Source organism: Brevundimonas sp. TWP1-3, assembly GCF_049896085.1.
Classification (GTDB): Bacteria; Pseudomonadota; Alphaproteobacteria; order Caulobacterales; family Caulobacteraceae; genus Brevundimonas.
The window spans coordinates 1,059,926-1,086,243 of the sequence record NZ_JAFCTP010000001.1 but is presented as its reverse complement, the minus strand read 5'-3'; the positions used below and the strand labels follow the sequence as shown (position 1 = coordinate 1,086,243).

Sequence of the window (26,318 nt, the reverse complement as noted above, 5' to 3'; positions counted from 1 at the left end):
ATGAAACATCTCGAACGCACCGAATACACACACGACCAGAAGACCGTCATTTCCATCGCCGCGGCCCTGGCCGCCGTCAGCCTGACCGCCAAGGTCGACACGCCCTTGTGGCCCAGCAGCCTCGGCGCCCCGCCCCCGCTGGGTCTGGTCGTCCTGCTGATCGGCCTGACGCTGGCGATGATCCATTATAATGGCGTCTGGTGGCGCGGGCTGGACGAGACGGCGCGACACGCGCACCGCAAGGCCTGGTGGATAGGCGGCAATCTGGGCGTCTTCGCCGGCGCCGCCGCACTGGTCGCCCTGCTGAGCAACGGCGTGACCTTGGCGGAACCGCTGTTGCACGGCCCCGCCGCCTGGGCCGCCACCGGTTTTCTCTGCCTGCTGGGGGGACAGGCGGTCGGCTATGGTCTGGCCCTGCTGCTGAACCGGCGGGCCGGATGAGCCGGGTCGCCAACCGCGTGCGCGACCTGCGCAACCAGCAGCAGATGTCGCTGGGTCAGCTCAGCCGAAGCCTCGGCGTCTCTCGCCTGACCCTGCGCGCCATCGAGACCGGCCTCTATGCGCCGTCCCTGATCCTGGCGGTCCGTCTGGCCCGCACCCTGAACCATCCGGTCGAAGACCTTTTCGCCGCCTGACCCGGCGGCGGCGCCTGTCGCGCCGCGCCACACCCAAACCTGAAACCAAGGATACGACCATGAATCTCCAGATCGCTCTGGGGCGCGCGGCCTCGCGCGTCCAATCCCTCGGCGCCGGCATGGCGCTGGGCCTCGCCGCCTGGGCCGCCATCTTCGCCGGCGAAGCCTACGCCGAGACGCCCGTCGCCCCTGCACCCATCGCCCGCGCCGCCGGCGACGGCCCGCCTCTGTGGGTCGTCCGGGACGCGGACTCCACCGTCTATCTGTTCGGCACGGTGCATCTGCTGAAGCCCGGCACGGCCTGGGGGTCGGACAAGGTGGACGCCGCCTTCGACAGCGCCTCGGACGTCTGGTTCGAGGTCACCAACCCGGATGACCAGGCCGCGCTCGTGCCGGTGTTCCAGCAATATGGCCTGTCGCCGGATCGCCCCCTGTCCAGTTGGCTGACGGCCGACGAACAGGCGACCCTGGCCAAGGCCGCTCCGGCTGCCGGTCTGACCGCGCAACAGATCGATCCCTTCCGTCCCTGGTTCGCCGCCCTGATGGTTGCGACCGGTCCGCTGACGGCCGCCGGATACGATCCGGCCCTGGGCGTCGAGATGAACCTGCGCGCCCGAGCCCTGGCGGCCGGCAAGCCGATCCATGGGCTGGAGACCATCGACCAGCAGATCGGCGCCCTGGCGCGGATGAGCGACGCGGGCCAGATGACCTATCTGCGGCATTACCTGAAGACCTACGGCACGGCCGCCGCCGAACTGGACCACGCCGTCGCCGGCTGGATCGCAAGCGACCAGGCCGCCCTGTCGAAGTATGCGCACGAGAACGGACGCGCCATTTCCGAAGAGACGCACCAGATCTTCATGGCGCGCCGCAACGCCGACTGGGCCGACCAGATCGAGACCCTGCTGAAGGGGTCCGGCACGACGTTCATCGCCGTGGGCGTCGGCCATCTCGCCGGGGACGACACCGTGCAGGATGTGCTGGCGGCGCGCGGAATATCGGTGATCCAGCAATAGGTCGCCGAACGTATCGGGGTTGTGGGGCGTCGGGAATCGGACCAGACGCCCCGGCCCGTAACACAAAGTCATCGATTGATGTCATCAGTTGATGTCATCGCTTGATGACAAATATCGAAAGCGCCGCTACATCCCCTCTTGCGAACGGCGACCCCCAATCCGATATCGCGACTGTTACGAAATCAGGTTCCTCCCCCGATGACCACCTCAACCTTCACCACCGCCCCCTCGCGCAGCCGCGCCGCCTACGCCAACATCGCCCTTTGGACGCTGCAGGGCTGGATCGCGATGTTCTTCATCGCCGCCGGCTACGCCAAGCTGACCGAGCCGATGACCAACCTCATCAATCTGATGGGCTGGCCGGCGATGGCGCCCGAGAACATGGTGCGCGGCCTGGGCGTGGTCGAGATCGTGCTGGCCATGGGCGTGCTCAGCCCGCTGATCTCGTGGCGCATCGGACGCCCGCTGCTGATGACGGCGGCGACCGGCCTGATCGTGCTGGAAGCGACCATGCTGGCCGTTCACGCCCTGAGCCAGGACGTGGGTCTGGCCGTGGTCAACGCCATCCTGCTGGCCTTCACCGTCCCGGTCCTGCTGGGTCGTCGCAAGGCCTTCTGAGCAAGGCCTTCTGAAAGAGATCGAACGTCGGACCCCTCTCCCCCTGCTGTCCGGCGTTTGCGCCCGGAGCCTCCCCCCAGGCTCCGGGCTTTTTCATGCCTGAAAACCGGCCTCGCAAAAAGCTTACCCTTACGTGCGCGTAAAGCGCTTCCCTTTACGCGCACGTCAAGTTATGTTGGGTCATGGCCACCGCCGACGACCACCGCACCTATTCCATCCGCCAGCTCTGCCGCGAGTTCGGGGCCACGGCGCGCGCCCTTCGATTCTATGAGGACAAGGGCCTGCTGACCCCTGCGCGCAAGGGCCAGACCCGCGTCTATGACGCCCGCGACCGCGCCCGGCTGAAACTGATCCTGAGGGGCCGCCGCATCGGCTTCACCCTTCAGGAGATCCAGGACATGATGGATCTCTATGATCAGAAGGATCACAACGTCCATCAGATGGCGGTGGCCCTGGTGCGGCACCGCGCCCAGATCGCGGCGCTGAAGCAGCAGCTGGAAGACATCGAAGGCGCCATCGAGACGGCCGAACAGGCCTGCAACTGGATGGAATCCAAACTATCCGAACACCGCCCTGACCTGCTGCCGGGCGCCGAAGACTATGAGAAGCTGCTGCGCGCGCGTCTCAACCACGACCATCACCACCCCTTCAAAGCAAGAGCGTAATCCATGGCCTACAAGGCGCCTGTCCGCGACTTCACCTTCATCCTGAATGAAGTGCTGGAGATCGACCGCTACACCAACCAGCCGGGCTTCCAGGACGTCTCTTCGGATCTGGTCAGCCAGATCCTGGAAGAGGGCGCCAAGTTCGCCGACGAGGTGATCGCCCCGATCAACAATCCGGGCGACAAGGAAGGCTGCCACTGGTCCGAGGGCGGCGTGGTGACCGGTCCCAAGGGCTGGAAGGAAGCCTACAAGGCCATGTCCGAAGCCGGCTGGATGGCGCTGGCCGCCGACCCGGCCTACGGCGGTCAGGGCATGCCCAGCGTCGTCGCCTCGGCCTTCGGTCAGATGACGGCCGGCGCCTCCGCAGCCTTCTCGATGTATCCGGGCCTGACGGCCGGCGCCTATGCCGGCATCCACGCCAACGCCTCGGACGAGCTGAAGGCGAAATACCTGCCCAAGATGGCGACCGGCGAATGGTCCGGCACGATGAACCTGACCGAGCCCCAGTGCGGCACGGACCTGGGCATGGTGCGCACCAAGGCCGTGCCGAACGGCGACGGCTCCTATTCGATCACCGGCCAGAAGATCTGGATCTCGGCCGGCGAGCACGACTTCGCCGACAACATCATCCACACCGTCCTGGCCCGCGTCGAGGGCGCGGTTCCGGGCATCAAGGGCCTGTCCCTGTTCGTCGTGCCCAAGTTCCTGGTCAATGAAGACGGGTCGCTGGGCGAGCGCAACACGCTGGAATGCGCCGGGCTTGAGCACAAGATGGGCATCCACGGCAACGCCACCGCCGTGATGCAATACGACGGCGCCAAGGGCTGGCTGATCGGCGAAGAAGGCCGCGGCATGAACAACATGTTCGTGGTGATGAACGAGGCCCGCCTGGGCACCGGCCTGCAAGGCCTGGCCATCGGCAACGCCGCCTATCAGGCCGCCGTCGAGTTCGCCAAGGATCGTCTGCAGGGCCGCAGCCTGACCGGACCCAAGAACCCGGACGGCCCGGCCGATTCGATCATGGTCCACCCCGACGTGCGCCGCATGCTGCTGGAGGCCCGCGCCTTCGTCGAAGGCGGCCAGGCCTTCATCCTGTGGACCGCCCTGCACGCCGACCTTGAGAAGTCCGAAGACGAGGCCGTCGCCACCAAGGCCAAGGATTACATGGGCCTGCTGACGCCCGTGCTGAAGGCCTATCTGACCGACAAGGGCTTCCACGTCGCCTCGCTGGGCATGCAGGTGCACGGCGGTTCGGGCTACACCGAACACTTCCCCGCCTCGCAGTATCTGCGTGATGCCCGGATCACCATGATCTATGAGGGCACCAACGGCATCCAGGCGCTGGACCTGGTCGGGCGCAAACTGCCGGCGGCCGGCGGTCGGGCCATCATGACCTGGTTCGGCGAGATCGACGCCTTCGTCGCCAAGAACGGCGGCGCCGAGGCCATCAAGCCCTTCGTCGATGGCCTGGCCGACACCAAGGCCAAGCTGCAGGACGGCACCATGTGGCTGATGCAGAACGGCATGGCAAACCCTGACAACGCCGGCGCCGCCTCGACCGACTATCTGAACCTCTTCGGCCTGACGGCGATGGCCTATATGTGGGCGCAGATGGCCAAGGTGGCGCAAGCCCAGGTCGAGGCCGGTTCGACCGACCCCTACTACGCCACCAAGCTTCAGACCGGCCGCTACTTCGTCGAGCGGATCCTGCCCGACGCCGGCGCTCACTTGGCCAAGATGAAGACCGGCGCGGACGTGCTGATGGCCATGCCGGCCGAGGCGTTCTGATCAGTCTCTAGACCCGTCACCCTCGGGCTTGTCCCGAGGGCCCACGGTTCCGCCGCACGAGAGGAGCCGTGAGCACGACGACCTGAACTTCGCACCCTTCCGCTCGTGCGGCGGAGGGGTGGGTCCTCGGGACAAGCCCGAGGATGACGACCATAAAAAACTTCAGGGACGAAACCGATGAACGTGCTGGGCAGCCCCGACCCCGATTTCATGCGCGAAGAAGAGATCACCCTCTTCTCCGACAGCGTCGGCAAATGGATCGACGAGCACGCGCCGCCGGAGAAGGTCCAGTCCTGGATCGCCAACTCCAGCGTGCCCCGCGACCTGTGGACCCAGGCCGGGACCGACGGCCTGCTGGGCCTGTCCATGCCCGAGGAAGACGGCGGCATGGGCGGCGATTACCGGCATGAGGTCGTGCTGATGCGCCAGCTGGGCTGGAAGGGCGCGGACCATTTCGGCATCTCGCTGCACAACGCCATCGTCGCCCCCTACATCTGGCATTATGGCACCGAAGAGCAGAAGGCGCGCTGGCTGCCGCGGCTCCAGTCCGGCGAACTGGTCGGCGCCATCGCCATGACCGAACCGGGCGCGGGTTCCGACCTGCAAGGGGTCAAGACCACGGCGGTCAAGTCCGGCAACGGCTATGTCGTCAACGGCTCCAAGACCTTCATCACCAACGGCCAACTGGCCAACTTCATTATCGTCGTGGCCAAGACCGACCCGGCCGAGGGCGCCAAGGGCACGTCCCTGATCGTGGTCGAGACGGACGGGGCGGAAGGTTTCGAACGCGGTCGGAACCTGCACAAGATCGGCATGGAGGGGAACGACACTTCCGAGCTGTTCTTCAATGAGGTGAAGGTCCCCGGCGACAACATCATCGGCGGCGGCGAGGGCCAGGGCTTCGTCCAGCTGATGCAGCAACTGCCCCAGGAACGGCTGAACATCGCCGTCCAGGGCGTCGCCGCCGCCGAGCGCGGGCTTGAGGCGACGCTGGCCTACGTCAAGGAACGCAAGGCCTTCGGCAAACGGGTCATCGACTTCCAGAACACCCAGTTCAAACTGGCCGAGGTGAAGACCAAGCTGACCGTCGCCAAGGTGTTCGTCGACCACTGCATCGGCCTGCACCTGAAGGGCCAGCTCGACGCCGCCACGGCCTCGATGGCCAAATACTGGGTCACCGACATCCAGGGCGAGACCATCGACGAGATGCTGCAACTGCACGGCGGCTATGGCTATATGAACGAATACGCCATCGCCCAGCTGTACAAGGACGCGCGGGTCCAGCGCATCTACGGCGGCACCAACGAGATCATGAAGCTGCTGATCGCGCGGACGCTGTAAGGCGCACCCATCCTTGTCATCCCCGACGAAGCGCAGCGAAGATCGGGGACGGAGCCAGCATCGACTTGACCACTCCCGGACAACCCGCAAGGGTTGAGCCGGGAGAAGGGGTCATGGCCATCAGCTTCTATGTCTATCTGCTCGCCAGCGGCCCTTGCGGCTATCTTTACGTCGGCGTGACGAACGATATCGTGCGTCGTGTGGCTGAGCATAAGTCGGGGTTGATCCCCGGTTACACGGCGGACCGCGGCATCGACCAACTGGTCTGGTACGAAACGCATCAATACGTCGACCAGGCGATCCTGCGGGAAAAGCGCATCAAGCGCTGGTTGCGAGAATGGAAGTTCGCCCTGATCGAGAAAGACAATCCCCGCTGGCTGGATCTCTACGGCGAAGTGCGGGCGAAGGCTGAGCCCGGTTCGGCTACGCCGACCGGGCTTGGGTAGGTGGTCAATGGTGTCCGTCCCGGCTCTTCGCTTCGCTGCGGCCGGGATGACAAGTGATTGCCCACGCGTCATGTAGAGCGATGATCCGCCTTTACGTCACCGCGGCCCTTTCCGCCGCCGCCCCCGTCGCCCCCACCCTCGACCAGTCCCGCTATCTGACCCAGGTCATGCGGCTGAAGCTTGGCGATGGCCTGCTGGTCTTCAACGGTCGCGACGGCGAATGGCGCTGCACCATCGCAGAAGTGCTGAAAAAGGGCGTCATCCTGCGCGCCGAGGAACAGGCGCGGCCCCAGACCTATGGTCCCGATCTGGAGCTGATCGTCGCCGTGGTGAAGAAGGCGCGGGTCGAGACCATCGTCGAAAAGGCCGCCGAACTGGGCGTGCGCCGGGTGCGGCTGGTTCTGACGAAACGGACCAACGCCGACCGCATCCGCCTGGATCGGCTGGACGCCATCGCCGAGGAGGCCGCCGAACAGACCGGCCGCATGGATGTCCCCGCGGTCGACGATCCGGTGAAGCTCGACGCCCTGCTGGACGGCTGGGAAGCCGGGCGGCGGCTGATGTTCTGCGACGAAACTGGAGGCGCCCCGGCGATGTCGGCGCTTATTCCTCCCCCGCCGGGGGAGGGGGACCGCGCGAAGCGTGGTGGAGGGGGCCAGCCCCAGACACCCGGCGTGGGTCAGGCCCCCTCCACCCCTTCGGGGTCCCCCTCCCCCAACGGGGGAGGACTTTCCGGTGAGAAATGGTCCATCCTGATCGGGCCGGAGGGCGGTTTCTCGCCCGAAGAAGGCGAACGCCTGCGGTCCCTGCCCTTCACCACTGCGGTGTCTCTGGGTCCGCGCATCCTGCGCGCCGACACCGCCGCCATCGCCGCCATGACCCTGTGGCAGGCGGCTGTGGGCGATTGGGAACGATAGGTGCGCCCCTCAAGCAGCGAGCCGCCGCGCGACGCGCGTCAGGGAAAGAACAAAGCCCTCTTGAGCCTTGCCGCAATCTTGCCCATCTAGCCGCGACACACGGTCGCTTACGATGCGCCCGAAGGGACTGACGCATGACCGCAAACGCGCCGCTGAGCCGGACCGATCTGATCGAGACCATGTCCAAGGGGATCAAGCCCAAGGACCAGTGGCGGATCGGCGCCGAGCACGAGAAGTTCGGCTTCGACAAGACCACCCTGGCGCGCCCCGGCTACGAAGGCCCGAACGGCATCAAGGCCATGCTGGAGGGTTTGCAACGGTTCGGCTGGTCACCGGTCGAAGAGAACGGTTTCCTGATCGGGCTGGAGCGCCGTAACGCCGAGGGCTTCATCGCCTCGGTCAGCCTGGAGCCCGGCGGACAGTTCGAACTGTCGGGCGCGCCGCTCCTGACCATCCACGACATCTGCAACGAGACCGGCCAGCATCTGATGGAGGTCAAACAGGTCGCCGATCAGCTGGGCGTCGGCTTCCTGGGCGCCGGCTTCGACCCGCTGTGGACGCGCGAGCAGGTGCCGGTCATGCCCAAGGGCCGTTACGACATCATGCGCGCCTATATGCCCAAGGTCGGAACCCTGGGCCTGGACATGATGCTGCGCACCTGCACCATCCAGGCCAACCTCGACTTCGATTCCGAAGCCGACATGGTCGCCAAGTTCCGCACCTCCCTAGCGCTGCAACCGATCGCCACCGCCCTGTTCGCCTGTTCGCCCTTCACCGAGGGGCGTCCGAACGGCTTCCTGTCGGCGCGCGCCAATGTCTGGACCGACACCGACGCCGACCGCACCGGCATGTTGGGCTTTGTGTTTGAAGATGGTTTCGGCTTCGAGCGCTACGCCGACTATGCGCTGGACACGCCGATGTATTTCGCCAAGCGCGACGGCCGATACGTCGACGCCTCGGGCCAGTCGTTCCGAGATTTCCAGGCCGGCAAACTGCCCGCCCTGCCGGGTCAGTTCCCCACGATCAAGGACTGGAACGACCACCTGACCACCCTCTTCCCCGAGGTGCGTCTGAAGGCTTATCTGGAGATGCGTGGCGCCGACGGCGGCCCGTGGAGCCGGATCTGCGCCCTGCCCGCCCTGTGGGCCGGCGTCCTGTACGACGCCCCGTCGCTGGCCGCCGCCTGGGACCTGGTCAAGGACTGGGACATCGCCGACCACGAGCGCCTGCGCCGCGATGTGACCCGGTTAGGTCTCAAGGCGGAAGTCGCCGGCCGCAGCGTGCGCGACATCGCCGTGGACCTGGTCAACATCGCCAAACAGGGGCTGAAGAACCGCGCCAAATTCTCGGGCGGCATGGTGGACGAGCGCGGCTATCTTTCGGAACTGGAAGACATCGCCGACAGCGGGATCACCCCGGCCGAACGCCTGCTCGACCTGTATCACGGCGCCTGGCAGGGCGATGTGAAGCGCATCTACGCCGACTTCGCCTACTAGGGCACGGTGTAGTCGGAGCAATCCGGCAGCGCGCTGTCCGGCCGGTATTCGCCTGCCACTGCGTCGAAGGTGAAGCGGCGGCTGAAGCTGCATTTCGGATTGCGCACCGTGACCAGGTCGGCGGGCTTCAGCGGCGGCTTCTCCAGCGAGTCCTCCGAGCGCGACGCGCCGCGCGGATAGGCGGTCGCCGTGGTGACATAGTCGAACACAGGCATGTCGCCCGCCTCGCCCCCGGCCGTCAGCGTGGCCTCGAACCCGTATTCGTCGTGACAGGCGCCGGCCCGCTGTTTCATGTCCTCTTCGCTGAAACAGGCGCGGATCGACAGCGAACCCCGGATCGGCACGGCCAGGACCGGCGTGGTCCCGGCGTCGCCGCGCGCGTCCAGCCGATACAGCCGCAACTCCGTCGCCTGGCCCCCGCCGCCGGAATACATGCTGCTGGTCTCCACCTGAACTCCGGCCAGGACGCCGCCGTCGGGCAGACGCGCCAGGCGGCTCCAGGGCTTGAAGTGTTCAGCCGCGTCATCCCCGTCGCCCTCTTGCGGGGGCAAGGCGTCGGGGGTTCGCAGAATCGGCCGCACCACCTGTTCGCCGTCGCGCATCTCTTTCACTAGGCCGACGCACCACGCCCCGTCGCCCGTGCACGCGCGGTCCTCGGTGACGGTCAGGGTCTCCAGCCGATCGGCGACGGGCGCAGACTGTAGGGCGGCGATCAGGGCAAGCGCGGAAATCATCAGTTCATCCTATCCAAAGCCGATCAGGGCGCCACCCTGCGCTTTCGCGCTTTGAAAAGGCTAGCTTAACGCCTACCGCCTAACGTCGATCTCAGTTGGAGGGAGCGCGCCATGTCCTGTTCGTCGGTTACTGCCTTGGCCTTCCCCGCAGATGACGTGGACCTGGACACCTTCTTCGACGTGTCCCTGGATTTGCTTGTGGTGCGCGAACTCGATGGGCGCGTGGTGAAGGCCAGCGCCTCGTGGTTCACCACGCTCGGCTATCGCCCTGAAGAGCTCGAAGGCCGCGACCTGCCGCGCCTCATCCACCCCGAAGACATGCCCGCCACGCTCCGGAGCATCGCCGAAGTAGAGAAGCGTCGCCCAGGTGATCCCGTCCTGGGCCAGGTCAACCGCTATCGCCACAAGGCCGGCCACTACGTCTCGCTGGAATGGCGCGCGCACAGGCTGGGCAATCGCGTCTACGGCATCGCCCGCGACGTGACCGAAAAAGTCGCCGCCGAGCAGGCCCTGCGGGAGGCGACCGCCGCCGCCGAGGCCGCAAACGCCGCCAAGTCCGACTTCCTGGCCAATATGAGCCACGAAATCCGCACGCCCCTGAACGGCGTCATCGGCATCGTCGACGCCCTGTCGCGCACCGATCTGACCCCCGAACAGGCCGAGATGGTCTCCCTGATCGCCAGCTCGGGCGTGACGCTGGAACGGCTGGTGTCGGACATTCTGGACGTGTCCAAGATCGAGGCCGGCCATCTGGATCTGGAAAGCCGCCCCTTCGACCTGGACGAGGCCCTGGCCGCGCCGCTGGACGTCATGCGCCTGCGGGCCGAGGCCAAGGGCCTGAGCTTCGACATCCGCCGCGACGCCGATGCGCGCGGCCTGTTCGTCGGCGACAGCACCCGCATTCGCCAGGTGCTGGAAAACCTGTTGTCCAATGCGATCAAGTTCACGCATCAGGGCTCGGTCGCCGTCGCCATCGCCATGGACGAGGATTCCGACGGCCTGACCCAGCTGACGCTGCGGGTCGCGGATACCGGCGTCGGCTTTTCGCCCGACCACGCCGCGCGCCTGTTCGACCGATTCAGCCAGGCGGATGCGACCATCACCCGGCGGTTCGGCGGCACGGGCCTGGGCCTGTCGATCTGCCGGTCTCTGGTCGAGCTGATGGGCGGACGGATTTCTGCCGCCTCGACGCCGGGCGTCGGCAGCCGCTTCACCGTCGAGATTCCGCTGGTGCGTGCCGCCTCCCTGACGGACCACGATGCGCGACAGCGCGCCCGCGCGACCGAGGCCGAACGGCCCATCGGCGCTCTGCGGGTGCTGCTGGCCGAGGACCATCCCGTCAACCAGCGCGTGGTCCAGCTGATTCTGGCGGCCCACGCCATGACGGTCGTCACCGTCGGCGACGGGGCAGAGGCCCTGGCCGCCTTCCAGGCCGAGACCTTCGATCTGGTGCTGATGGACATGCAGATGCCGGGCATGGACGGCCTGACCGCCACCCGCGCCATCCGCCGACTGGAGGCCGAACGCGCCGCCCAGGCCCGCACCCCCATCGTCATGCTCAGCGCCAACGCCATGGCCGAACACCGCGACCAGGCCCAGGCCGCCGGCGCCGACCTCCACGTCCCCAAACCCATCACCGCCGCCAGCCTGCTGGCCGGGATCCAGGCGGCGATGGCGACCTGACCCGAAGGTTGACAAAGCTTGCCAAACGCCCACTCTCCCAGAGAGGAGGCCGACCATGGCGACGATGAACATCTCCCTGCCCGATCCGATGAAGGCCTGGGTCGAGGAACAGGCGAAATCCGGCCGCTATGCCAATACGTCCGACGTGGTGCGCGACCTGATCCGCCGCGAGCAGGTCAAGGCCGACAAGATCGCCAACATGCAAAGGCTGATCGACGAAGGCCGGGCCAGCGGGATCAGCGACATGACCATGGCGGATATTCGCGCCGAAGCCCTATCTCGCATCGCCGCGCGGCGTAAGGCGGGATGAGCGGCTATAGGTTGTCGAAGGAGGCGAGCGAGGATCTCGTCGCCATTTATATTCAAGGTCACGACCAGTTCGGTCCGCGACAGGCCGACCGCTATCAGGACGAACTCGACGCTCTGTTTCGTCGGCTGGCGGCCTCTCCCGGCATGAGCCGACTGCGTCTGGAATACGATCCGCCCGTGCGGGCGCTCGCCTTCAAGGCCCATGTGATAATCTATGATCAGGAACCGGACGGCGTCCTTATCCAGCGGGTTCGTCACGGACACGAGGATTGGCAGGGCGATCCTCATGGAAGCAGCGACGAACGGAGCGAACCATGACCCACCCCATCCATGTCGGCGTCGGCGGCTGGACGTTCGAGCCGTGGCGCGGGGTCTTCTATCCCGAGGGCCTGGTTCAGAAACGCGAGCTGGAATATGCGGCGTCGAAACTGACCTCGATCGAGATCAACGGCACCTATTATTCGACCTTCAAGCCCGACAGCTGGCGCAAGTGGCGCGACGAGACGCCGAATGGGTTCGTGTTCTCGGTCAAGGCCAGCCGCTACTGCACCAATCGCAAGATCCTGTCCGAGGGCGGCGAGAGCTTCGACAAATTTCTGTCCCAGGGCCTGACGGAACTGGGCGACAAGCTGGGGCCGATCAACTGGCAGTTCATGGGCACCAAGAAGTTCGACGCCGACGATTTCGAAGGCTTCCTGAAGCTGTTGCGTATTGAGATGGATGGGACACGACTCCGACACGCCGTCGAGGTCCGTCATCCGTCCTTCGATTGCGACCAGTTTCGGGACCTCGTGGCCAAGTATAACGTGGCCATTGTCTATGCTGAGGATGACGAAGAACCGACCTGGCCCCGCATCGATGCTCCGACAGCGGACTTCACGTATGCTCGGCTAATGTCGAGCCGAGCAGATGAGCCCACGGGTATGACCTCATCGGAGCTCGACACGGTTGCTGACCGTTGCCGGACGTGGGCCAAGCATGGGGATGTCTTCGCCTATTTCATAGCAGGCGCTAAAGTGAAAAATCCGGCGGCAGCGCAGGGGTTGATCAGAAAGCTAGGTTGATCACGATGTCCGTATTCCGGATCGGCAATGAGGTGGTGGACTATGAGATTCACCTTCTGGAGCGCCACCTTCGCCTTCTCGACACAGAGTTGGCCGCGATCCACACAGCCATTGCTCTGTCGGCCGATCCTGACACGGACGGGCTTTTCGACGCTGGCGAGTACTTCATCGGCAGCGGCTTTGTGACGATCCAAAGATACATAACGTCAGTCCGATGCTCAGAAAAAGTCGCACAGGACGTCGCTCTGAAAATCCCGCCCGTACTGTCCAATGGCATGCCATTCGCCCAGGCGCTCCACGTAGGAGCAAACTACTGGAAGCACGTAGAAGAGTGGTTTGAACCTGCATTCAAAGGTAGCGCCCTTAATGGCCTTGCGGCCAAGACACTTGACACGCTGGAGAAATCCACCCCCTGGGCCGAATATACTTGTTCTAATCTGCTCGCGCAGTTTGGGGATTCAAACCAACTCTTGCTAACCCCGCTCATCCCGAAAATCATGCACTGGCGAAACGCTATGATGAAGCTAAGCCCTTGATTTAGAGATAGTCTATTTCTGCTGCTGAAATAACAACTTGGTTGCCCAAGGAGAAGGACGGAGTGGGGCTGCGCCATGCGCTGGAGGTTCGCAACCCGACCTTCGCCACCGAGCAGTTCTATGACCTGGCCCGCAAATACGGCGCGGCCATCGTCTACGCCGTCGATGACGAGGAGCCGACCTGGCCCCAGATCGACGAGGCCACCGCCGACTTCACCTATGCCCGGCTGATGTCCAGTCGCGAGGACGAGCCGACCGGCATGACGGCGGCCGAGCTGGACGCGGTGGCGGATCAGGCCAAAAACTGGGCGAAACGCGGCGAGGTGTTCGCCTATTTCATCTCGGGCGCGAAGGTGCGGAACCCGGCGGCGGCCCAAGCGCTGATCGCCAAGCTGAAATAGCCGTCCGCGCGCTTGCGGACCTGCGCCCGCCGCCTCATCTGAGGCCGGCTCACTGCAAAGCCTGAAGGACTTCCCCATGCCGATCGCCACACGCGCCTTCGCCGCGACCGCCGCCGACAAGCCCCTGACGCCCTATAGTTTCGACCGACGCGATCCCGGCCCGGACGACGTGCTGATCGACATCAAATACTGCGGCGTCTGCCACTCCGACCTGCACGCCGCGCGTGGCGAGACGGGTGGCACGGCCTTCCCCCTGGTGCCGGGTCACGAGATCGCCGGCCTGGTCAAGGCGGTGGGCGCCAACGTCACCCGCTTCAAGGAAGGCGACCGCGTCGGCGTCGGCTGCATGGTCGACAGCTGTCGCGAATGCGCCTCGTGCCAGGAAGGGGTCGAGCAGTACTGCGTCCCCGGCTTCACCGGCACCTATGGCGGCCAGGACAAGAAGGGCGGCACGAGCGAGACCATCACCCAGGGCGGCTATTCCGACCACATCACGGTGGATCAGCATTTCGTCCTGTCCATCCCCGACAGCCTTGCGCTGGACGTCGCGGCCCCCCTGCTGTGCGCCGGCATCACAACCTACTCGCCGCTGAAGGAATGGGGCGTCGGACCGGGCTCGAAGGTGGCGGTGATCGGCCTGGGCGGCTTGGGTCACATGGCGGTCAAGCTGGCGGCGGCCATGGGGGCGGAGGTCACCGTCCTGTCCACCTCGGACCGCAAGAAGGCGGACGCCGAGCGGATGGGCGCCAAACACTTCCTGATCAACTCCGACAAGGACGCCATGAAGGCGGCGGCCGAGAAGTTCGACCTGATCATCAACACCGTCTCGGCCACGCACGAGATCGCCAGCCACGTCCAGCTTCTGGCGCGCGACGGCACCATGATCATGCTGGGCCTGACGACAGAGGGCCTGCCGGTCTTCGCCCTGCCGCTGCTGTGGCGTCGTCGCCGCATCGCCGGCTCGCTGATCGGCGGCATCAAGGAGACGCAGGAAATGCTCGACTTCTGCGCCGAGCACGGCATCGCCTGCGACATCGAGACCATCGCCCCGGACCAGATCAACGACGCCTATGAGCGGATGCTGAAGTCCGACGTGCGCTATCGCTTCGTCATCGACATGGAAAAACTGGCCGCCTGATCGCGTTCTGCGCGACGGAAGCATGAAACTTCCGTCGCGTCAGATTCACGCCTTGCGCGCATCGGCTCCCTCGTTAATCCTGAAACCCGACAAGGCCTTCCAAGGGCCGGCATAGGGACAGGAGACGATATGACGCGCGTAGCTTTCGTGACGGGCGGGACCCGCGGCATCGGCAAGGCCATCGTTCAACGCCTCTCGGAAGACGGCTTCAAGGTCGCCGCCGGCTATTCCGGCAATGACGAGGCGGCCCAGGCCACGGCCAAGGCGCTGGGCGTCATGGTGATCAAGGGCAACGTCGGCAGCTTCGACGACTGCGCCCGCGCGGTGAAGGATGTCGAGACCGAACTGGGTCCGATCGACATCCTGGTCAACAACGCCGGCATCACCCGCGACGGCTTCTTCCACAAGATGAGCCACGACCAGTGGTCCGACGTGATCCGCGTCAACATGGACAGCGTGTTCAACATGACGCGCCAGGTCATCAACGGCATGCGCGAACGGGGCCACGGCCGCATCGTCAACATCTCCTCGATCAACGGTCAGAAGGGCCAGATCGGCCAGACCAACTATTCCGCCGCCAAGGCCGGGATGATCGGCTTCACCAAGGCGCTGGCGTTGGAGAATGCGCGCAAGGGCGTGACCGTGAACTGTATCGCGCCCGGCTATATCGACACCGAAATGGTCGGAGCCATGGACCCCAAGGTGCTGGAAGGCATCATCAGCCACATCCCCGTCGGCCGCCTAGGCAAGGGCGAGGAGATCGCCGACATGGTGTCCTGGCTGGTGGGCGAGCGTGCCGGATATGTCACAGGCTGCACACTCTCGTTGAACGGCGGTCAATACCTGGTCGGTTGAGCCGGTCTTCGCCCAAAATCCGCCGCGCGCGGGTTTCATCAAAACAGTCATGAACTTGTTGGGATCGGTCACGGCGAAAAAATCGCCACGCGTGACTGCGATGGCCGTCGCCGCCATCGCAGTCATCGGCGTGGGCGTCGTCGCGCCTGTGGTCATCCCCACCGAAAGCCACGCCCAGTCGCGCCGCACGGTCCCGCCGACCGCCCGTTACGTCAGCAGCAACGGCCAGGGCTTCATCCTGGATACCTCGGGGTCGCGGCCGCTGATGCGGCTGGAGCGGTCGACCGAGGTCTGGGTGCTGCGCCCCACGCCTGCGCCGCGCGGCGACATCATCTATCGCAACGACAACGGCGATCAGGTGCTGCGCGTCACGCCCGACGGCGGCGTCACCCTGTATACGACCACCGCGCCGCAGGGCTCGCCCGCCTCGCGCGTCGGCGACGCCCAGGGCCTGGCCAGCGCGGCCATGACCGGCGCCCAGCTGGTCGATTATTTCATGCGCCAGAGCTATCGCGCCAGCCAGGCGATGGGGCGGTTGATCGTCATCGACGTGGACATCCAACCCGGCTCGGAACAGGTCGCCGCCGACGCCGTCTCGGCCGCCAGCGACGCCATCGTCCGCATGGCCCGCTCGTCCAACCTGCGCGCCCAGGTCGAGCGGGTTCGCCGCGTCGTCGTGTCCGATCAGGGCCGTCCGTCGGTCACCCTGGTCCAGGGCACCTTGCGGATCGTCATCGACGCCGACGCCGGCATCGCCGGTCGCCCGTCCTCCGCCCGGATCGTGCGGGTCGTGGGCGGGGAAGCCCTGAACCGTTAAGACCTAGAAGGCGTCCTTGGCCGCCCGACGCGCGGCGAACTGATCCGCATCCGTCGCGGTCAGGAAGGGATTGAACCGCTTTTCCACGCCCAGCGTCGTCGGCACGGTCGGTTCGCCACGATCCCGCGCGGCGAATATCGCCTCGGCATGGGCGGCGGTCTCGGGCCGGTCGTCCAGGCTCAGGGTGAAGCGGGCGTTCGACGCCGTATATTCGTGCGCGCACCAGATCACCGTCTGATCGGGCCAGGCCTTCAGGATTTGCAGGCTGGCGAACATCTGCTCCGGCGTGCCTTCGAACAGCCGGCCGCAGCCCAGGGCGAACAGGGTGTCGCCGGTGAAGGCCAGCGCATCCGCCGGCGCATGAAACACCACATGGCCCAGGGTGTGGCCCGGTGTCGCTGTCACCTCGAACCGCGTCTCTCCCACCATCACCACGTCGCCGTCGGCGACCACTCGGTCCAGCGGCGCGACCTTGCGCACCTCCTCCGGCCCGACGATCTCGCAAGCCCACTCGGCCTTCAGCCGTTCGTTGCCCTCGGTGTGATCCGGGTGCCAGTGGGTGTTCAGGATGAGGTCCAGCCGGCCCCAGCCCAGCCCCTCCAGCTCTTCCAGAATCCGCGCCGCATCCGGCGTATCGACCGCCGCGACCACGCCGGTCGCGGCGTCGCGGATCAGGAAGCCGTAGTTGTCGCTGCGGCAGGGGAACAGATGAACGTCCAGGGTCATGCAGCCATCCTAGCAGCAGGGCCGCCGACAGGCCTATAGTGCGCCCATGCGGCGCAGCATCGACGAGCTTCGAACCTTTTACGGCGAGCCGACCGGGGCGCTTGCGCGTCGGCTGGTGGCGCGACGGCTGGACGACGCCTGGGGCGAGGCGGCCGATTGCGACGTCCTGGGCATCGGCTATGCGACGCCCTGGCTGGACGCCTTCGTCGGCGCCCGGCGCGTGGTCGCGGCCATGCCGGGCGGGCAAGGCGTCGAACACTGGCCCACGGTCGGACGCAACCGCACCCTGCTGGTGGACGACCGCCGCCTGCCCTTCCCCGCCGGATCGTTCGACCGCATCCTGCTGGTCCATGCGCTGGAGGAGGCGGACGATCCCGCCGCCCTGCTGCTGGAGGCCGTGCGGGCGCTGTCGCCGACGGGGCGGATCATCCTGGCGGCGGCGGCGCGCGGCGGCCTGTGGGCGCGGGCCGACAACACCCCCTTCGGTCATGGCCGACCCTTCACCCGGCGCCAGCTGGAACGGCTGGTGCGCGACGTGGGGCTGGAGCCCATGGCCTGGTCCCAAACCCTGTATGCGCCGCCTTGGGCGCCGATGCTGAGGCTGGCCGACGGATTCGAACACGTGGGCCGCCACGTCTTTCCCGGAACCGCCGGCCTGATCCTGCTGGAGGCCTCGCGCCAGAACTATGCCCGCATCCGGCCGAGCGGCCATGCCCAGCGTGTCGCCGCCCCGGTTCTGACGCCCCAACCGGCGACCCTGTCGTCGCGACGAAAGCCGCACAGCTGACGCGGAGTTGACCCCCGCGCCATCTGGTCGGCGAGGCGAAACCGCCTTATGGCGAAGATCATGCACCGACTGATCCTGATGCGGCACGCCCAGGCCGAAACCTCCGCCCCGTCCGGCGGCGGCGACGAGGCCCGCCCCCTGTCCGCCGCCGGCCGCGCCGAGGCCCTGCTGATGGGCCGCGCCCTGGCCGAGCGGGGGCTGAAGCCGGACCTGGCCCTGGTCTCCAACGCCGTGCGCACCCGCCAGACCTGGGAGCAGATGCACGACGCCTTCGGCGATGTCGAAGTGCGCGACGAGGCCGCCCTGTACAACGCCCCCTCCGACGTCATCCGCCGCTTCGTCGAGGCCAGCGAGGACGAGGCGGGCTGCCTGCTGATCCTGGCCCACAATCCCGGCGTCCATGTGCTGGCGGCCGAATATCTGATCGAGAGCGCCGCCTCGCCGGCCGTGGTGGACAAGCTGTCGGGCGGTTTCCCGACCGGCGCCGCCGCCCTGTTCACCGTCGATGTCGCAGGGCGCTGCACCTACGAGGGCTTCCTGACGCCGCGTACGCTCGGCGCGCCGTCCGCATGACACCCCCACGCATGCCCGAAGCCGCCTACAAGATCGTCGACGCCGCCGAATGGCGCGCGGCCGTCGCCGAGGGCCGCTATGACGGCGCTCCGGTCGATATAGCCGACGGCTACATCCACATGTCGACCGAGGCGCAGCTGGCCGACACCGCCCGTCGCCATTTCGCCGGGCGCAGCGACCTGCTGCTGCTGACGGTGGACCTGAGCCAGTTCGGCGACGACCTGGTGTGGGAGCCGTCGCGCGGCAGCGACCTGTTCCCTCACCTTTATGCCCCCCTGCCCGTCGCCGCCGTCATGGCGTCGCGCACCTTCTCGGTCACGGCCGACGGCGAGATGGCGTTCGAGGACGACAAATGAGCCTGACAGATATGGGCGCCGCCCTGCTGCGACAGCTAGACCCGGAACAGGCGCACCAGCTGGCGATCAAGGGTTTGGCGCTCGCCCCCCTGCCTTCGCCGCCCGCCGACGATCCGATCCTGCATACGCGTCTGGCGGGTCTGGACCTCCCCAATCCGGTCGGTCTGGCGGCGGGTCTGGACAAGAACGGCGAGGCTCTGCGCGGCCTGTCGCGGCTGGGCTTCGGCTTTGTTGAATGCGGCTCGGTCACCCCGCGCGCCCAGGCCGGCAATCCCAAGCCCCGCCTGTTCCGCCTCAGCGAGGACCGGGCCATCATCAACCGGATGGGGTTCAACAACGCCGGACTGGACGCCTTCGCCGCGCGGCTGGACCACCGTCCCTCGGGCGTGGTCGTCGGCGCCAATCTGGGGGCCAACAAGGACACCGAGGACAAGGCGGCGGACTATGTGGCGGGCCTGGAGCGACTGGCCGGTCGCGCCGCCTATTTCACCGTCAACATCTCCTCGCCCAACACGCCGGGCCTGCGCGCGCTTCAGGGCCGTGAGCAGCTGGACGACCTGTTGGGCCGCATCGACGCCGCCCGCCCCGCCACGGGCCTCGACCGCGTTCCGGTCTTCCTGAAGATCGCACCCGACCTGATCGCCGACGAAATCGGCATGATCGTTGAGGCCTCTCTGGCCCACCGGATCGACGGCTTGATCGTGTCCAACACCACGCTGGAACGGCCCGAAACCCTGCGCTCGCCCGACGCGCACGAGACCGGCGGCCTGTCTGGCGCCCCCATCCGTCCGTTCGCGGAAAAGGCCCTGCGTGCGGCGGCCGAGGCGGTGGTCGGTCGCCTGCCCCTGATCGCGGTCGGCGGCATCGACAGCGGGGCCGAGGCCTATGCCCGTATCCGCCTGGGGGCCACGGCGGTCCAGATCTATTCCGCCCTGATCTACGAAGGCCCCGGACTGGTCACCCGCATCAAGCGCGACTTGGTCGCCCGTCTGCGCGCCGACGGCTTTTCCACAGCGGCGGAGGCGGTCGGCGCGGCTCGTTGACAGAGCGTTAGGCTCGATCGGCGTAATCTCGTGGATGCGAACGACCGGCGTTCGTCATACGAGGGCCTGCATGCAATCGACCGTCGTAGATACGGGTGAAAGCGGCTGGACCGCCGCCGTGCGCCAACGTCGCGGCGCGCTTCTGCAACGCCTCGCCTCGGGCTGCGCGGTCGCCCTGGTCGTCACGCCCATGGTGGGCGTCTGGTTCAGCCTGAGTTGGGTGGTCCTGTATATGGCCTGCCAGGGCGTCGAGCTGGTGGTCTTCGGTCCCGTCGCACGCGGCGACAAGCGAGAAATGTCCACGGCGCGCAAGGTCGTCGGCTGCATCGCCCTGGCGGTCAGCGCGACGGTTTTCGGCGGCCTGTCGCTGGTGATGTGGCAGACCGGCGGCCCTCTGGGTGGGGTCTGCGCCGCCCTGATGTTGCCCGCGATCATGCTGTCGTCGATGACGACCGCCGCGCGCTGCCAGCCGATGATGATCGCCAGCCTGGCGCCGCAGATGCTCTATCTGCTGACGATGCCCTTCTTCGCCTATGCGTTCGGCGCGACAGCGTCGCTGGTCATGACCGCAGCGGCGACGGTCGTCCTCTACGTGTTCTACGTCGTCATCACCTGGCAGCGGATAAGCGACACGACGACCAACCTGATCCGCGCCCATGCCGAGGCCGACGACCTTCGCCTCAGGGCTGAACGCAGCCTGGCCGATCACACCGCCTTCCTGGCCGCCGTGGGACACGACCTGCGCACCCCCATCGGCGCCATCCTGACCGGCGCCGCCGAACTGCGTGCGCCCGATCCCCAGTCCCGCACGAGCGCCAATCTGATCACCGACGCCGGCGTCATGATGAAGGCCTTGCTGGACGACCTGCTGGACCACACCCGCATCGGGGCGGGCCGGATGACGGTCGAGGTTAGCGATTTCGACCTGCGCCAGATGCTGGCCCAGACGCTTCAGCTGTGGCGCGGGCTGGCCGACGCCAAGGGACTGAGGCTGCGTGTCGAGGGCGCGGCCTTCGTCCCGCGCCACGTCAAGGGCGACGTGATGCGCATCCGCCAGGTGCTGAACAACCTGATGTCCAACGCGATGAAGTTCACCGAAGAGGGCCAGATCACCCTGCGGGTCCAAGCCTGGCCGGAAGAGCCGTCAGGCTACGCCCTTCTGTTCGAGATCGCCGACACCGGCCCCGGCATGACGACCGACCAGATGACGCGCCTGTTCACCCCCTTTGATCAGACAGCCGACGGCGTCACCGCCCGCTATGGCGGTTCGGGCCTAGGCCTGGCGATCAGCCGCAATCTGGTCGATCTGATGGGCGGACGGCTGACGGTGCGCAGCGCGCCGGGCCAGGGATCGCGCTTCACCGTCTCCCTGGTCCTGCCCAAGGGCGAGAACGTCGAGCCGATCGCAGAAATCGTCGAGGAAAGCCGTCTGGATATCGCCCGGTCGCTGGCCCCCTTCACACCCGCAGTCCAGCCCGTCGTCACACCTGCGCCCGCACCCACGCCTGAACCTGCGGCGGCCGAAGCTGAAGCGGAACCCGATCACACCGACGACCAGCCCCTGCGCCTGCTGGTCGTGGACGACCACGACATCAACCGCCGCGCCGTGCAGTTGATCCTCCAGCCGCTGGGCTGCGAGATCACCACCGCCGCCGATGGTTTGATCGCCTTGCAGCGCTGCGAGGAAGCCGTCTTCGACGTCATCTTCATGGATGTGCGGATGCCCGAGCTGGACGGGCGCGAGACCACGCGTCGCCTGCGCGCCGGCGGCGGACCCAATGCCAGCACGCCCGTCGTCGCCGTCACCGCAGACACCGCACCCGAGGATGTCGCCGCCTGTCAGGCGGCCGGCATGGCCTATTTCGTCTCCAAGCCCCTGACGCCCACGGCCCTGATCGGCGCCCTGCAGCACGTCCTGAACGACACCGCCGCTCAGGCCCGGACCGAAGCCGCCTGATCCCTGACCGCAGCGACCAGGGTCGTCGCAAAGTCGGGGCGCCGCATCTCGCACTCCCACACCGTTACCACCCGCCAGTGCGCGGCCTCCAGCGCCTGAACGCTTGCGGCGTCGCGGGCGCGGTTGCGGGCGATCTTGGCGATCCAGTAGTCGGCGTTGGTCTTGGGCTGGCGTGATCCGCGCGCGCAGGCATGGCCGTGCCAGAAACAGCCGTGGACGAACAGGGCGACGCGGCGGCCCTTCATCACGACATCCGGCCGACCGGGCAGACCCGCCCCGCCCAGCCGATAACCGATCCCGGCCGCGCGCAGGATGCTGCGCACGGCCAGTTCCGGCGACGTATCCTTGCCCTTCACGCGACGCATCACGGCGCTGCGTTTCTCGGGGCTGAAGACGTCGGTCATAACTAGCGTCGATCCAGGCTCAAGTAGCGAAGCGATAGCCTGGATCGACAAACATCAAAGCTGCGCCAGCAGATGCTCGGCCGAGGACACCTTGAACTCGCCGCCCTGTTCGATGTTCAGCTGGGTGACGGTGCCGTCCTTGACCAGCATCGAATAGCGCTGCGAACGCTCGCCCAGGCCGAAGCCCGAACCGTCCAGCACCAGGCCCAGGGCCTTGGTCAGTTCGCCGTTGCCGTCGGCCAGCATGACGATGCTGTCATCGGTGATGTCCTGGCTGTCGGCCCACGCCTTCATGACGAAGGCGTCGTTGACCGAGATGCAGGCGACCGTATCGACGCCCTTGCCCTTGATGTCGGCCAGATGATCCTTGAAGCCCGGCAGGTGGCGCGCCGAGCAGGTCGGGGTGAAGGCGCCGGGCACGGCGAACAGGGCCACGGTCTTGCCGCCGAAGATGTCGGCGGTGCTGACGGGCTTGGGCCCTTCGGCGGTCGCCTGGGCGAGGGTCGCGTTCGGGATGCGATCGCCGATCTGGATGGTCATGTCTGTCTCGCTGAGTTTGGGGCTGACGGGGTAAGAAACACCGTCTGCGACACATAGAGAGCGCCGCCGGGACCGCAAGCGCCTGTGCGGCTTGCTTGCGCCGCTTTCACGACCGATGATGGGCGGATCATGAGCCAAGCCTCCACCCTGACCGGCCGACTGCTGGTCGCCATGCCCGGTATCGACGACCCCCGGTTCGAACACGCGGTCATCCTGATCTGCGCCCACGGGCCGGATCATGCCATGGGTCTGCGGCTGGACCGACCGGCGCCGGGTGTGGATCTGAAGACGGTGCTGGACAAGCTGGAGGCCCCGGCCCCGGATCAGTCGATCGGCCGCGCTGTCCTGATGGGCGGTCCCGTCGAGCGCGAGCGCGGCTTCGTACTGCACACCGACGACTGGATGATCGGGGACGACAGCATGCCATTCGGCGACGGCCTGGCCATGACCGGCACCCGCGAGGCCCTGGCGGCGATGACCGATGCGGTCTCGGGGCCGAGCCGTTCGGCCCTGCTGCTGGGCTATGCCGGATGGGGCGAGGGGCAGTTGGAGGAGGAGTTGGCCGAGAACGTCTGGCTGACCGCCGACGCCGATCTCGATCTGATCTTCGACGGCGAACACACGTCGAAATGGACGCGCGCCCTGGCCCAGATGGGCGTGGATGCGGCCAAACTGTCCAGCAAGGGCGGCCGGGCCTGAGCCCAGCCGCCCGCTTTGAGGCCTAGAAGCGGTAGTTCATGCCGATGCGGAACATGTGGGTTCCGAACTTGCCGTTGCCGCGCACCATGTCCGTACCCGTGGTGTTCGGGGCCAGGATGAACGGGTTGGCGGCGGGCGTCGTGCCGGTGTTGCCGACGCGGATCACCGGGCTGTCGACGTCCAGCGAGGTGTAGAGGTATTCGCCGTTGACGGTCAGGCCGCGACCCAGGGCGTATTCCACGCCGCCGCCGGCCTGCCAGCCGTCGCCGTCATCGCCTTCGCTGGTTTCGGTGAAGCTGTTGGCCAGGTTCGAGGTGCGGAACCTGTTTTCGAACTTGCCGTAGGCGTAACCGCCGGTGCCGTAGATCATCGCCGGGCCATAGGCGTAGCCCAGCTTCAGACGGGCGGCCGCCGTGCTCTCCAGCTCGCGCGTGAAGGTGTAGAAGGCCGGGGTGGTCGAGAAGCCCGTCACCGAGTCCTGGACGTTGTTGACGCTGTATTCCGCCAGGGCGCCGACGACGAAGTTGCCGAACTGCATGTCGTAGCCTGCGCGCACGCCCGCCTCGACGCCGTCGTTGTCGTCACGGCAGCCGGTGCCCGGCGCGGTGCTGGTCGCCATGCCGCCGCAGAAGCCGGGGCTGAAGGCGTTGGCGCCCACCGTGGCACCGGCGGGCGGGGCGGTCGTGACCGGGTCGCCGTAGTTGCCGTCCAGATTGCGGTCGAAGCGCAGGATCTCGTCGCCGTCGTCGTTCGACTGGTTGTAGCCGCCGAAGATGCCGATGTAGGGGCCGGACCAGTCGGGAGCCACGGACTGGGCCAGGGCGGGGGTGGAGACCATGGCGAGTGCCAGGGCGCTGGAAGCGAGAGTCTTGATCATGGGGAGGCTTTCGTGCCGAAGTGCGGGCGCGACGTCCCCGCTCGCCGTGACAAAAGCCAAAGGCGGCCACAGGTTCCCGCCGTTTGCGCCGCTAAATGCCGCACATCCAAAGGCTTGGTTTGGACGTATGGGAGCCTATCGAGTCGTCATTGAGACTAGCAATGCGAGCAGAAGCAGCAGGCTGACCCCCTGCCAGAATCGCACCGGATCGCGCTCGATCAGGGACAGCTGGCGGGGCGGCGGGGCGGCGACGGCGCTGCCGGTTTCCAGCACATGGATCAGCTCCTCCACATCCTCGAAACGCTCGTTCGGATCGACGGCTGCGGCGCGCATGATGGCCGCCTCCAGCCAGGCGGGCATATCCGGCCGATGCCGCGTCGGCGGCACGGGCGCCCGGTCGAAGCGCGGCGCATCGGCCGGATCGACCTCGCCCCACGGATAGGCGCCAGTGAACAGGCGATAAAGGGTCACCCCCAGGGCGAACTGGTCGGTGGCGGTGTTCCCGCTCTCGCCCGCATACATCTCGGGCGCCTCGTAGCCGGCGGTGCCGGGCGCCTCGGCCTCGGCGAATTCCTCGGCCTGACGCAGACGCGCCACCCCCAGATCGACCAGTTTCAGCCCGCCGTTGGTTTCCAGGATCACATTGTCCGGCTTGATGTCGCGGTGGGTCACCCCCGCCCGGTGCAGGGCCGAGACGGCGCGCGACAGGCGCAAGGCCACGCCGATCCCCTCGGCGATCTCGAACGGTCCTTCTTCCGCCAGCCGCGCATGCAGGGTCTGGCCAGCATGGAAGGGCTGGGCGATATACAACCGGCTCTGACGGCCAGCATCCAGGCTCAGCACCTTGCCGACGAACGGGCTGTCGATGCGCCGCCCGATGAAGGCCTCGCGCAGGAAGGCGGTGCGCGCCCCGCGCTCGGACACCACGGCGGGCTTGGGAAACTTCAGCACCACCATGCTCCCGTCGCCCTGCGCATCCTTCGCCAGGAACAGCCGCGTATAGCGCCCGTCCGCGACGATCCGCTGCAGGGCGAAGCCATCGACATTGTCGCCCACGGCGGGCGGCGGCAGGATGGCCAGCCCTTCCGCCTCGGCCGTGATCGCCTCCCAGTCGGGCGCGCCGGTGCGAACCACGTCGATGACGATGGCGGTGGCGTTGTCGCGGGCGCCCGCCGCCTCGACCTCGCCCAGGATCGCGTGTGCGTCCGCATCGGGCGAGCTTCGCCGCCCCAGCAGGCCCGCGATCACCGCATCGGTCAGCACCCCATGCACCCCGTCGGTGGTCAGCAGCAGCCGGTCGTGCGGCTCCAGCCGGACCTGACGCACGTCCAGCTTCACGTCCGCCTCAATGCCTACGGCCCGGTACAGCACATGGCTGAGCCCCTGCTGGGCGCGTGTGTGATCCTCGGTCAGCCGCGTCAGCACCCCGTCGCGGAAATGCCAGGCCCGGCTGTCGCCGACATGCAGGGCCGTCGCCTCGCGCCCGCGCAGGATGACCGCCGTGAATGTGGTCGCCGCCCCCTCCATCGCCGGATCGATCTTGCCGCGCGAATGGAGCCAGCGGTTGAAGCCCCTCAGCGCCTTGATCCCATTGGCGGCGATGCCGTTCAGCGGGTTCTGGTCCAGATAGCCGTCGATGAAGCTGCGCGTCGTCAGCTCCGCCGCCATCCGCCCAGCCTTCGACCCCGACACCCCGTCGGCGATCACCGCCACGACCCCGTGCTCGCGCTGCTCGGCCGCCGTGCCGATATGGACGCCGCCGAAATCCTGATTGTCCGCCTTGGGCCCCTGCAAGGTCGCAAAGCCGGCGGCGATCTCCAGTCTGGCGTCGGTCATGGCGGGGAGTGTCCGGGATTTATGGCCCTATGGCTAGACGCCTCACGGACGATGCGTCGGC

The 26,318-nt window shown here is 66.9% G+C and carries 30 protein-coding genes and 1 pseudogene; 25 read left to right on the top strand and 6 right to left on the bottom strand.

The genetic code is table 11. From position 1 onward, the window contains the following. The 10 genes from ACP693_RS05545 to ACP693_RS05500 all read left to right on the top strand — a co-directional run bounded on the left by ACP693_RS05545 (position 1) and on the right by ACP693_RS05500 (position 8,922). Positions 1-441, top strand: a complete 441-nt coding sequence (locus ACP693_RS05545) for a hypothetical protein (protein ID WP_426018305.1) — start codon at positions 1-3, stop codon at positions 439-441. Then, entirely contained in the window at positions 438-635 is a 198-nt protein-coding gene (locus ACP693_RS05540) for a helix-turn-helix transcriptional regulator (protein WP_426018307.1), read from the top strand. The genes ACP693_RS05545 and ACP693_RS05540 overlap by 4 nt, the downstream gene beginning before the upstream one ends. A gap of 59 nt (positions 636-694) precedes the next feature. After that, positions 695-1,651 (top strand): TraB/GumN family protein, encoded by a 957-nt coding sequence (locus ACP693_RS05535; RefSeq protein WP_426018310.1) that lies wholly within the window; start codon positions 695-697, stop codon positions 1,649-1,651. A 198-nt stretch (positions 1,652-1,849) separates the two neighbouring features. Then, positions 1,850-2,269: a DoxX family protein gene (locus ACP693_RS05530; RefSeq protein ID WP_426018312.1), complete on the top strand. Its 420-nt coding sequence runs from the start codon at positions 1,850-1,852 to the stop codon at positions 2,267-2,269. Positions 2,270-2,451: 182 nt separating this feature from the next. Next, entirely contained in the window at positions 2,452-2,934 is a 483-nt protein-coding gene (locus ACP693_RS05525) for a MerR family transcriptional regulator (protein WP_135193530.1), read from the top strand. Between the two features lie 3 nt (positions 2,935-2,937). Then, positions 2,938-4,722 carry an acyl-CoA dehydrogenase C-terminal domain-containing protein gene (locus tag ACP693_RS05520; RefSeq protein ID WP_426018314.1) on the top strand — a complete coding sequence of 595 codons (1,785 nt, stop codon included), beginning with the start codon at positions 2,938-2,940 and terminating at the stop codon, positions 4,720-4,722. Positions 4,723-4,899: 177 nt separating this feature from the next. Beyond that, positions 4,900-6,063 (top strand): acyl-CoA dehydrogenase family protein, encoded by a 1,164-nt coding sequence (locus ACP693_RS05515; protein ID WP_426018316.1) that lies wholly within the window; start codon positions 4,900-4,902, stop codon positions 6,061-6,063. A gap of 113 nt (positions 6,064-6,176) precedes the next feature. Further along, a complete protein-coding gene (locus ACP693_RS05510; RefSeq protein ID WP_426018317.1) occupies positions 6,177-6,509 on the top strand; it encodes a GIY-YIG nuclease family protein in 333 nt (110 codons plus the stop codon). Positions 6,510-6,589: 80 nt separating this feature from the next. Continuing rightward, entirely contained in the window at positions 6,590-7,426 is an 837-nt protein-coding gene (locus tag ACP693_RS05505; RefSeq protein ID WP_426018319.1) for a 16S rRNA (uracil(1498)-N(3))-methyltransferase, read from the top strand. Between the two features lie 134 nt (positions 7,427-7,560). Beyond that, a complete protein-coding gene (locus ACP693_RS05500) occupies positions 7,561-8,922 on the top strand; it encodes a glutamate--cysteine ligase (RefSeq protein ID WP_426018320.1) in 1,362 nt (453 codons plus the stop codon). On the opposite strand, the gene ACP693_RS05495 is transcribed toward ACP693_RS05500, so the two are convergent. Next, a complete protein-coding gene (locus ACP693_RS05495) occupies positions 8,919-9,656 on the bottom strand; it encodes a hypothetical protein (RefSeq protein ID WP_426018321.1) in 738 nt (245 codons plus the stop codon). The two genes, ACP693_RS05500 and ACP693_RS05495, sit on opposite strands and share 4 nt — an antisense overlap. A gap of 111 nt (positions 9,657-9,767) precedes the next feature. Between ACP693_RS05495 and ACP693_RS05490 the strand changes: the two genes are divergently transcribed. The 9 genes and pseudogenes from ACP693_RS05490 (at position 9,768) to ACP693_RS05450 (ending at position 16,459) form a co-directional block, all read left to right on the top strand. Beyond that, positions 9,768-11,339: an ATP-binding protein gene (locus tag ACP693_RS05490; protein WP_426018323.1), complete on the top strand. Its 1,572-nt coding sequence runs from the start codon at positions 9,768-9,770 to the stop codon at positions 11,337-11,339. A gap of 55 nt (positions 11,340-11,394) precedes the next feature. After that, positions 11,395-11,649 carry a type II toxin-antitoxin system ParD family antitoxin gene (locus tag ACP693_RS05485; RefSeq protein ID WP_426018326.1) on the top strand — a complete coding sequence of 85 codons (255 nt, stop codon included), beginning with the start codon at positions 11,395-11,397 and terminating at the stop codon, positions 11,647-11,649. Further along, positions 11,646-11,966, top strand: a complete 321-nt coding sequence (locus ACP693_RS05480; RefSeq protein WP_426018328.1) for a type II toxin-antitoxin system RelE/ParE family toxin — start codon at positions 11,646-11,648, stop codon at positions 11,964-11,966. The genes ACP693_RS05485 and ACP693_RS05480 overlap by 4 nt, the downstream gene beginning before the upstream one ends. Beyond that, a complete protein-coding gene (locus ACP693_RS05475) occupies positions 11,963-12,712 on the top strand; it encodes a DUF72 domain-containing protein (RefSeq protein WP_426018331.1) in 750 nt (249 codons plus the stop codon). Before ACP693_RS05480 ends, ACP693_RS05475 begins: the two co-directional genes overlap by 4 nt. Continuing rightward, complete coding sequence (locus ACP693_RS05470) at positions 12,709-13,248, top strand: hypothetical protein (protein ID WP_426018333.1); 540 nt, start codon at positions 12,709-12,711, stop codon at positions 13,246-13,248. The genes ACP693_RS05475 and ACP693_RS05470 overlap by 4 nt, the downstream gene beginning before the upstream one ends. 41 nt (positions 13,249-13,289) lie before the next feature. Beyond that, positions 13,290-13,649, top strand: a pseudogene (locus tag ACP693_RS05465) (DUF72 domain-containing protein); the annotation flags it as partial. Between the two features lie 76 nt (positions 13,650-13,725). Further along, positions 13,726-14,787, top strand: a complete 1,062-nt coding sequence (locus ACP693_RS05460) for an NAD(P)-dependent alcohol dehydrogenase (protein ID WP_426018335.1) — start codon at positions 13,726-13,728, stop codon at positions 14,785-14,787. 129 nt (positions 14,788-14,916) lie between these two features. Beyond that, entirely contained in the window at positions 14,917-15,642 is a 726-nt protein-coding gene (phbB, locus tag ACP693_RS05455) for an acetoacetyl-CoA reductase (protein ID WP_426018337.1), read from the top strand. Between the two features lie 100 nt (positions 15,643-15,742). After that, positions 15,743-16,459 (top strand): DUF4908 domain-containing protein, encoded by a 717-nt coding sequence (locus ACP693_RS05450; protein WP_426019625.1) that lies wholly within the window; start codon positions 15,743-15,745, stop codon positions 16,457-16,459. A 3-nt stretch (positions 16,460-16,462) separates the two neighbouring features. Here ACP693_RS05450 and gloB read toward each other — a convergent pair whose 3' ends face one another. Further along, positions 16,463-17,185: a hydroxyacylglutathione hydrolase gene (gloB, locus tag ACP693_RS05445; RefSeq protein WP_426018338.1), complete on the bottom strand. Its 723-nt coding sequence runs from the start codon at positions 17,183-17,185 to the stop codon at positions 16,463-16,465. A 46-nt stretch (positions 17,186-17,231) separates the two neighbouring features. Between gloB and ACP693_RS05440 the strand changes: the two genes are divergently transcribed. The 5 genes from ACP693_RS05440 (at position 17,232) to ACP693_RS05420 (ending at position 21,901) form a co-directional block, all read left to right on the top strand. Further along, entirely contained in the window at positions 17,232-17,972 is a 741-nt protein-coding gene (locus tag ACP693_RS05440) for a methyltransferase domain-containing protein (RefSeq protein WP_426018340.1), read from the top strand. A 60-nt stretch (positions 17,973-18,032) separates the two neighbouring features. Next, the gene (locus ACP693_RS05435) at positions 18,033-18,545 is read left to right on the top strand and encodes a SixA phosphatase family protein (protein ID WP_426018342.1); all 513 of its coding nucleotides are present in this window, start codon (positions 18,033-18,035) and stop codon (positions 18,543-18,545) included. Positions 18,546-18,556: 11 nt separating this feature from the next. Next, complete coding sequence (locus tag ACP693_RS05430; RefSeq protein WP_426018344.1) at positions 18,557-18,901, top strand: DUF952 domain-containing protein; 345 nt, start codon at positions 18,557-18,559, stop codon at positions 18,899-18,901. Further along, entirely contained in the window at positions 18,898-19,944 is a 1,047-nt protein-coding gene (locus ACP693_RS05425; RefSeq protein ID WP_426018346.1) for a quinone-dependent dihydroorotate dehydrogenase, read from the top strand. The genes ACP693_RS05430 and ACP693_RS05425 overlap by 4 nt, the downstream gene beginning before the upstream one ends. Before the next feature lie 70 nt (positions 19,945-20,014). Further along, positions 20,015-21,901: an ATP-binding protein gene (locus ACP693_RS05420; RefSeq protein WP_426018348.1), complete on the top strand. Its 1,887-nt coding sequence runs from the start codon at positions 20,015-20,017 to the stop codon at positions 21,899-21,901. Here the strand turns inward: ACP693_RS05420 and ACP693_RS05415 are convergent. Both ACP693_RS05415 and ACP693_RS05410 read right to left on the bottom strand, forming a co-directional pair. Next, positions 21,877-22,305, bottom strand: a complete 429-nt coding sequence (locus ACP693_RS05415; protein ID WP_426018350.1) for a very short patch repair endonuclease — start codon at positions 22,303-22,305, stop codon at positions 21,877-21,879. The genes ACP693_RS05420 and ACP693_RS05415 overlap by 25 nt on opposite strands. A gap of 54 nt (positions 22,306-22,359) precedes the next feature. Beyond that, a complete protein-coding gene (locus ACP693_RS05410; protein ID WP_426018352.1) occupies positions 22,360-22,845 on the bottom strand; it encodes a peroxiredoxin in 486 nt (161 codons plus the stop codon). A gap of 129 nt (positions 22,846-22,974) precedes the next feature. Between ACP693_RS05410 and ACP693_RS05405 the strand changes: the two genes are divergently transcribed. Next, the gene (locus ACP693_RS05405; protein ID WP_426018354.1) at positions 22,975-23,544 is read left to right on the top strand and encodes a YqgE/AlgH family protein; all 570 of its coding nucleotides are present in this window, start codon (positions 22,975-22,977) and stop codon (positions 23,542-23,544) included. A gap of 22 nt (positions 23,545-23,566) precedes the next feature. On the opposite strand, the gene ACP693_RS05400 is transcribed toward ACP693_RS05405, so the two are convergent. Further along, entirely contained in the window at positions 23,567-24,421 is an 855-nt protein-coding gene (locus ACP693_RS05400; RefSeq protein WP_426018355.1) for an outer membrane protein, read from the bottom strand. Positions 24,422-24,556: 135 nt separating this feature from the next. Then, the gene (locus tag ACP693_RS05395; protein WP_426018357.1) at positions 24,557-26,257 is read right to left on the bottom strand and encodes a bifunctional protein-serine/threonine kinase/phosphatase; all 1,701 of its coding nucleotides are present in this window, start codon (positions 26,255-26,257) and stop codon (positions 24,557-24,559) included. Between the last annotated feature and the right edge of the window lie 61 nt (positions 26,258-26,318).

Excerpts from the sequence above, each read along its gene's own strand:
- ACP693_RS05495 (WP_426018321.1), bottom strand. The coding sequence starts at position 9,656 with ATGATTTCCGCGCTTGCCCTGATCGCCGCCCTACAGTCTGCGCCCGTC.
- ACP693_RS05510 (WP_426018317.1), top strand. The coding sequence starts at position 6,177 with ATGGCCATCAGCTTCTATGTCTATCTGCTCGCCAGCGGCCCTTGCGGC.
- ACP693_RS05520 (WP_426018314.1), top strand. The coding sequence starts at position 2,938 with ATGGCCTACAAGGCGCCTGTCCGCGACTTCACCTTCATCCTGAATGAA.
- ACP693_RS05485 (WP_426018326.1), top strand. The coding sequence starts at position 11,395 with ATGGCGACGATGAACATCTCCCTGCCCGATCCGATGAAGGCCTGGGTC.
- ACP693_RS05400 (WP_426018355.1), bottom strand. The coding sequence starts at position 24,421 with ATGATCAAGACTCTCGCTTCCAGCGCCCTGGCACTCGCCATGGTCTCC.
- ACP693_RS05450 (WP_426019625.1), top strand. The coding sequence starts at position 15,743 with ATGGCCGTCGCCGCCATCGCAGTCATCGGCGTGGGCGTCGTCGCGCCT.
- ACP693_RS05395 (WP_426018357.1), bottom strand. The coding sequence starts at position 26,257 with ATGACCGACGCCAGACTGGAGATCGCCGCCGGCTTTGCGACCTTGCAG.
- ACP693_RS05435 (WP_426018342.1), top strand. The coding sequence starts at position 18,033 with ATGCACCGACTGATCCTGATGCGGCACGCCCAGGCCGAAACCTCCGCC.
- ACP693_RS05480 (WP_426018328.1), top strand. The coding sequence starts at position 11,646 with ATGAGCGGCTATAGGTTGTCGAAGGAGGCGAGCGAGGATCTCGTCGCC.
- ACP693_RS05515 (WP_426018316.1), top strand. The coding sequence starts at position 4,900 with ATGAACGTGCTGGGCAGCCCCGACCCCGATTTCATGCGCGAAGAAGAG.
- ACP693_RS05540 (WP_426018307.1), top strand. The coding sequence starts at position 438 with ATGAGCCGGGTCGCCAACCGCGTGCGCGACCTGCGCAACCAGCAGCAG.
- ACP693_RS05415 (WP_426018350.1), bottom strand. The coding sequence starts at position 22,305 with ATGACCGACGTCTTCAGCCCCGAGAAACGCAGCGCCGTGATGCGTCGC.
- ACP693_RS05475 (WP_426018331.1), top strand. The coding sequence starts at position 11,963 with ATGACCCACCCCATCCATGTCGGCGTCGGCGGCTGGACGTTCGAGCCG.
- ACP693_RS05545 (WP_426018305.1), top strand. The coding sequence starts at position 1 with ATGAAACATCTCGAACGCACCGAATACACACACGACCAGAAGACCGTC.
- ACP693_RS05425 (WP_426018346.1), top strand. The coding sequence starts at position 18,898 with ATGAGCCTGACAGATATGGGCGCCGCCCTGCTGCGACAGCTAGACCCG.
- phbB (WP_426018337.1), top strand. The coding sequence starts at position 14,917 with ATGACGCGCGTAGCTTTCGTGACGGGCGGGACCCGCGGCATCGGCAAG.
- ACP693_RS05440 (WP_426018340.1), top strand. The coding sequence starts at position 17,232 with ATGCGGCGCAGCATCGACGAGCTTCGAACCTTTTACGGCGAGCCGACC.
- ACP693_RS05460 (WP_426018335.1), top strand. The coding sequence starts at position 13,726 with ATGCCGATCGCCACACGCGCCTTCGCCGCGACCGCCGCCGACAAGCCC.
- ACP693_RS05490 (WP_426018323.1), top strand. The coding sequence starts at position 9,768 with ATGTCCTGTTCGTCGGTTACTGCCTTGGCCTTCCCCGCAGATGACGTG.
- ACP693_RS05430 (WP_426018344.1), top strand. The coding sequence starts at position 18,557 with ATGCCCGAAGCCGCCTACAAGATCGTCGACGCCGCCGAATGGCGCGCG.
- ACP693_RS05410 (WP_426018352.1), bottom strand. The coding sequence starts at position 22,845 with ATGACCATCCAGATCGGCGATCGCATCCCGAACGCGACCCTCGCCCAG.
- ACP693_RS05505 (WP_426018319.1), top strand. The coding sequence starts at position 6,590 with ATGATCCGCCTTTACGTCACCGCGGCCCTTTCCGCCGCCGCCCCCGTC.
- ACP693_RS05500 (WP_426018320.1), top strand. The coding sequence starts at position 7,561 with ATGACCGCAAACGCGCCGCTGAGCCGGACCGATCTGATCGAGACCATG.
- ACP693_RS05405 (WP_426018354.1), top strand. The coding sequence starts at position 22,975 with ATGAGCCAAGCCTCCACCCTGACCGGCCGACTGCTGGTCGCCATGCCC.
- ACP693_RS05530 (WP_426018312.1), top strand. The coding sequence starts at position 1,850 with ATGACCACCTCAACCTTCACCACCGCCCCCTCGCGCAGCCGCGCCGCC.
- ACP693_RS05525 (WP_135193530.1), top strand. The coding sequence starts at position 2,452 with ATGGCCACCGCCGACGACCACCGCACCTATTCCATCCGCCAGCTCTGC.
- ACP693_RS05420 (WP_426018348.1), top strand. The coding sequence starts at position 20,015 with ATGCAATCGACCGTCGTAGATACGGGTGAAAGCGGCTGGACCGCCGCC.
- ACP693_RS05535 (WP_426018310.1), top strand. The coding sequence starts at position 695 with ATGAATCTCCAGATCGCTCTGGGGCGCGCGGCCTCGCGCGTCCAATCC.
- gloB (WP_426018338.1), bottom strand. The coding sequence starts at position 17,185 with ATGACCCTGGACGTTCATCTGTTCCCCTGCCGCAGCGACAACTACGGC.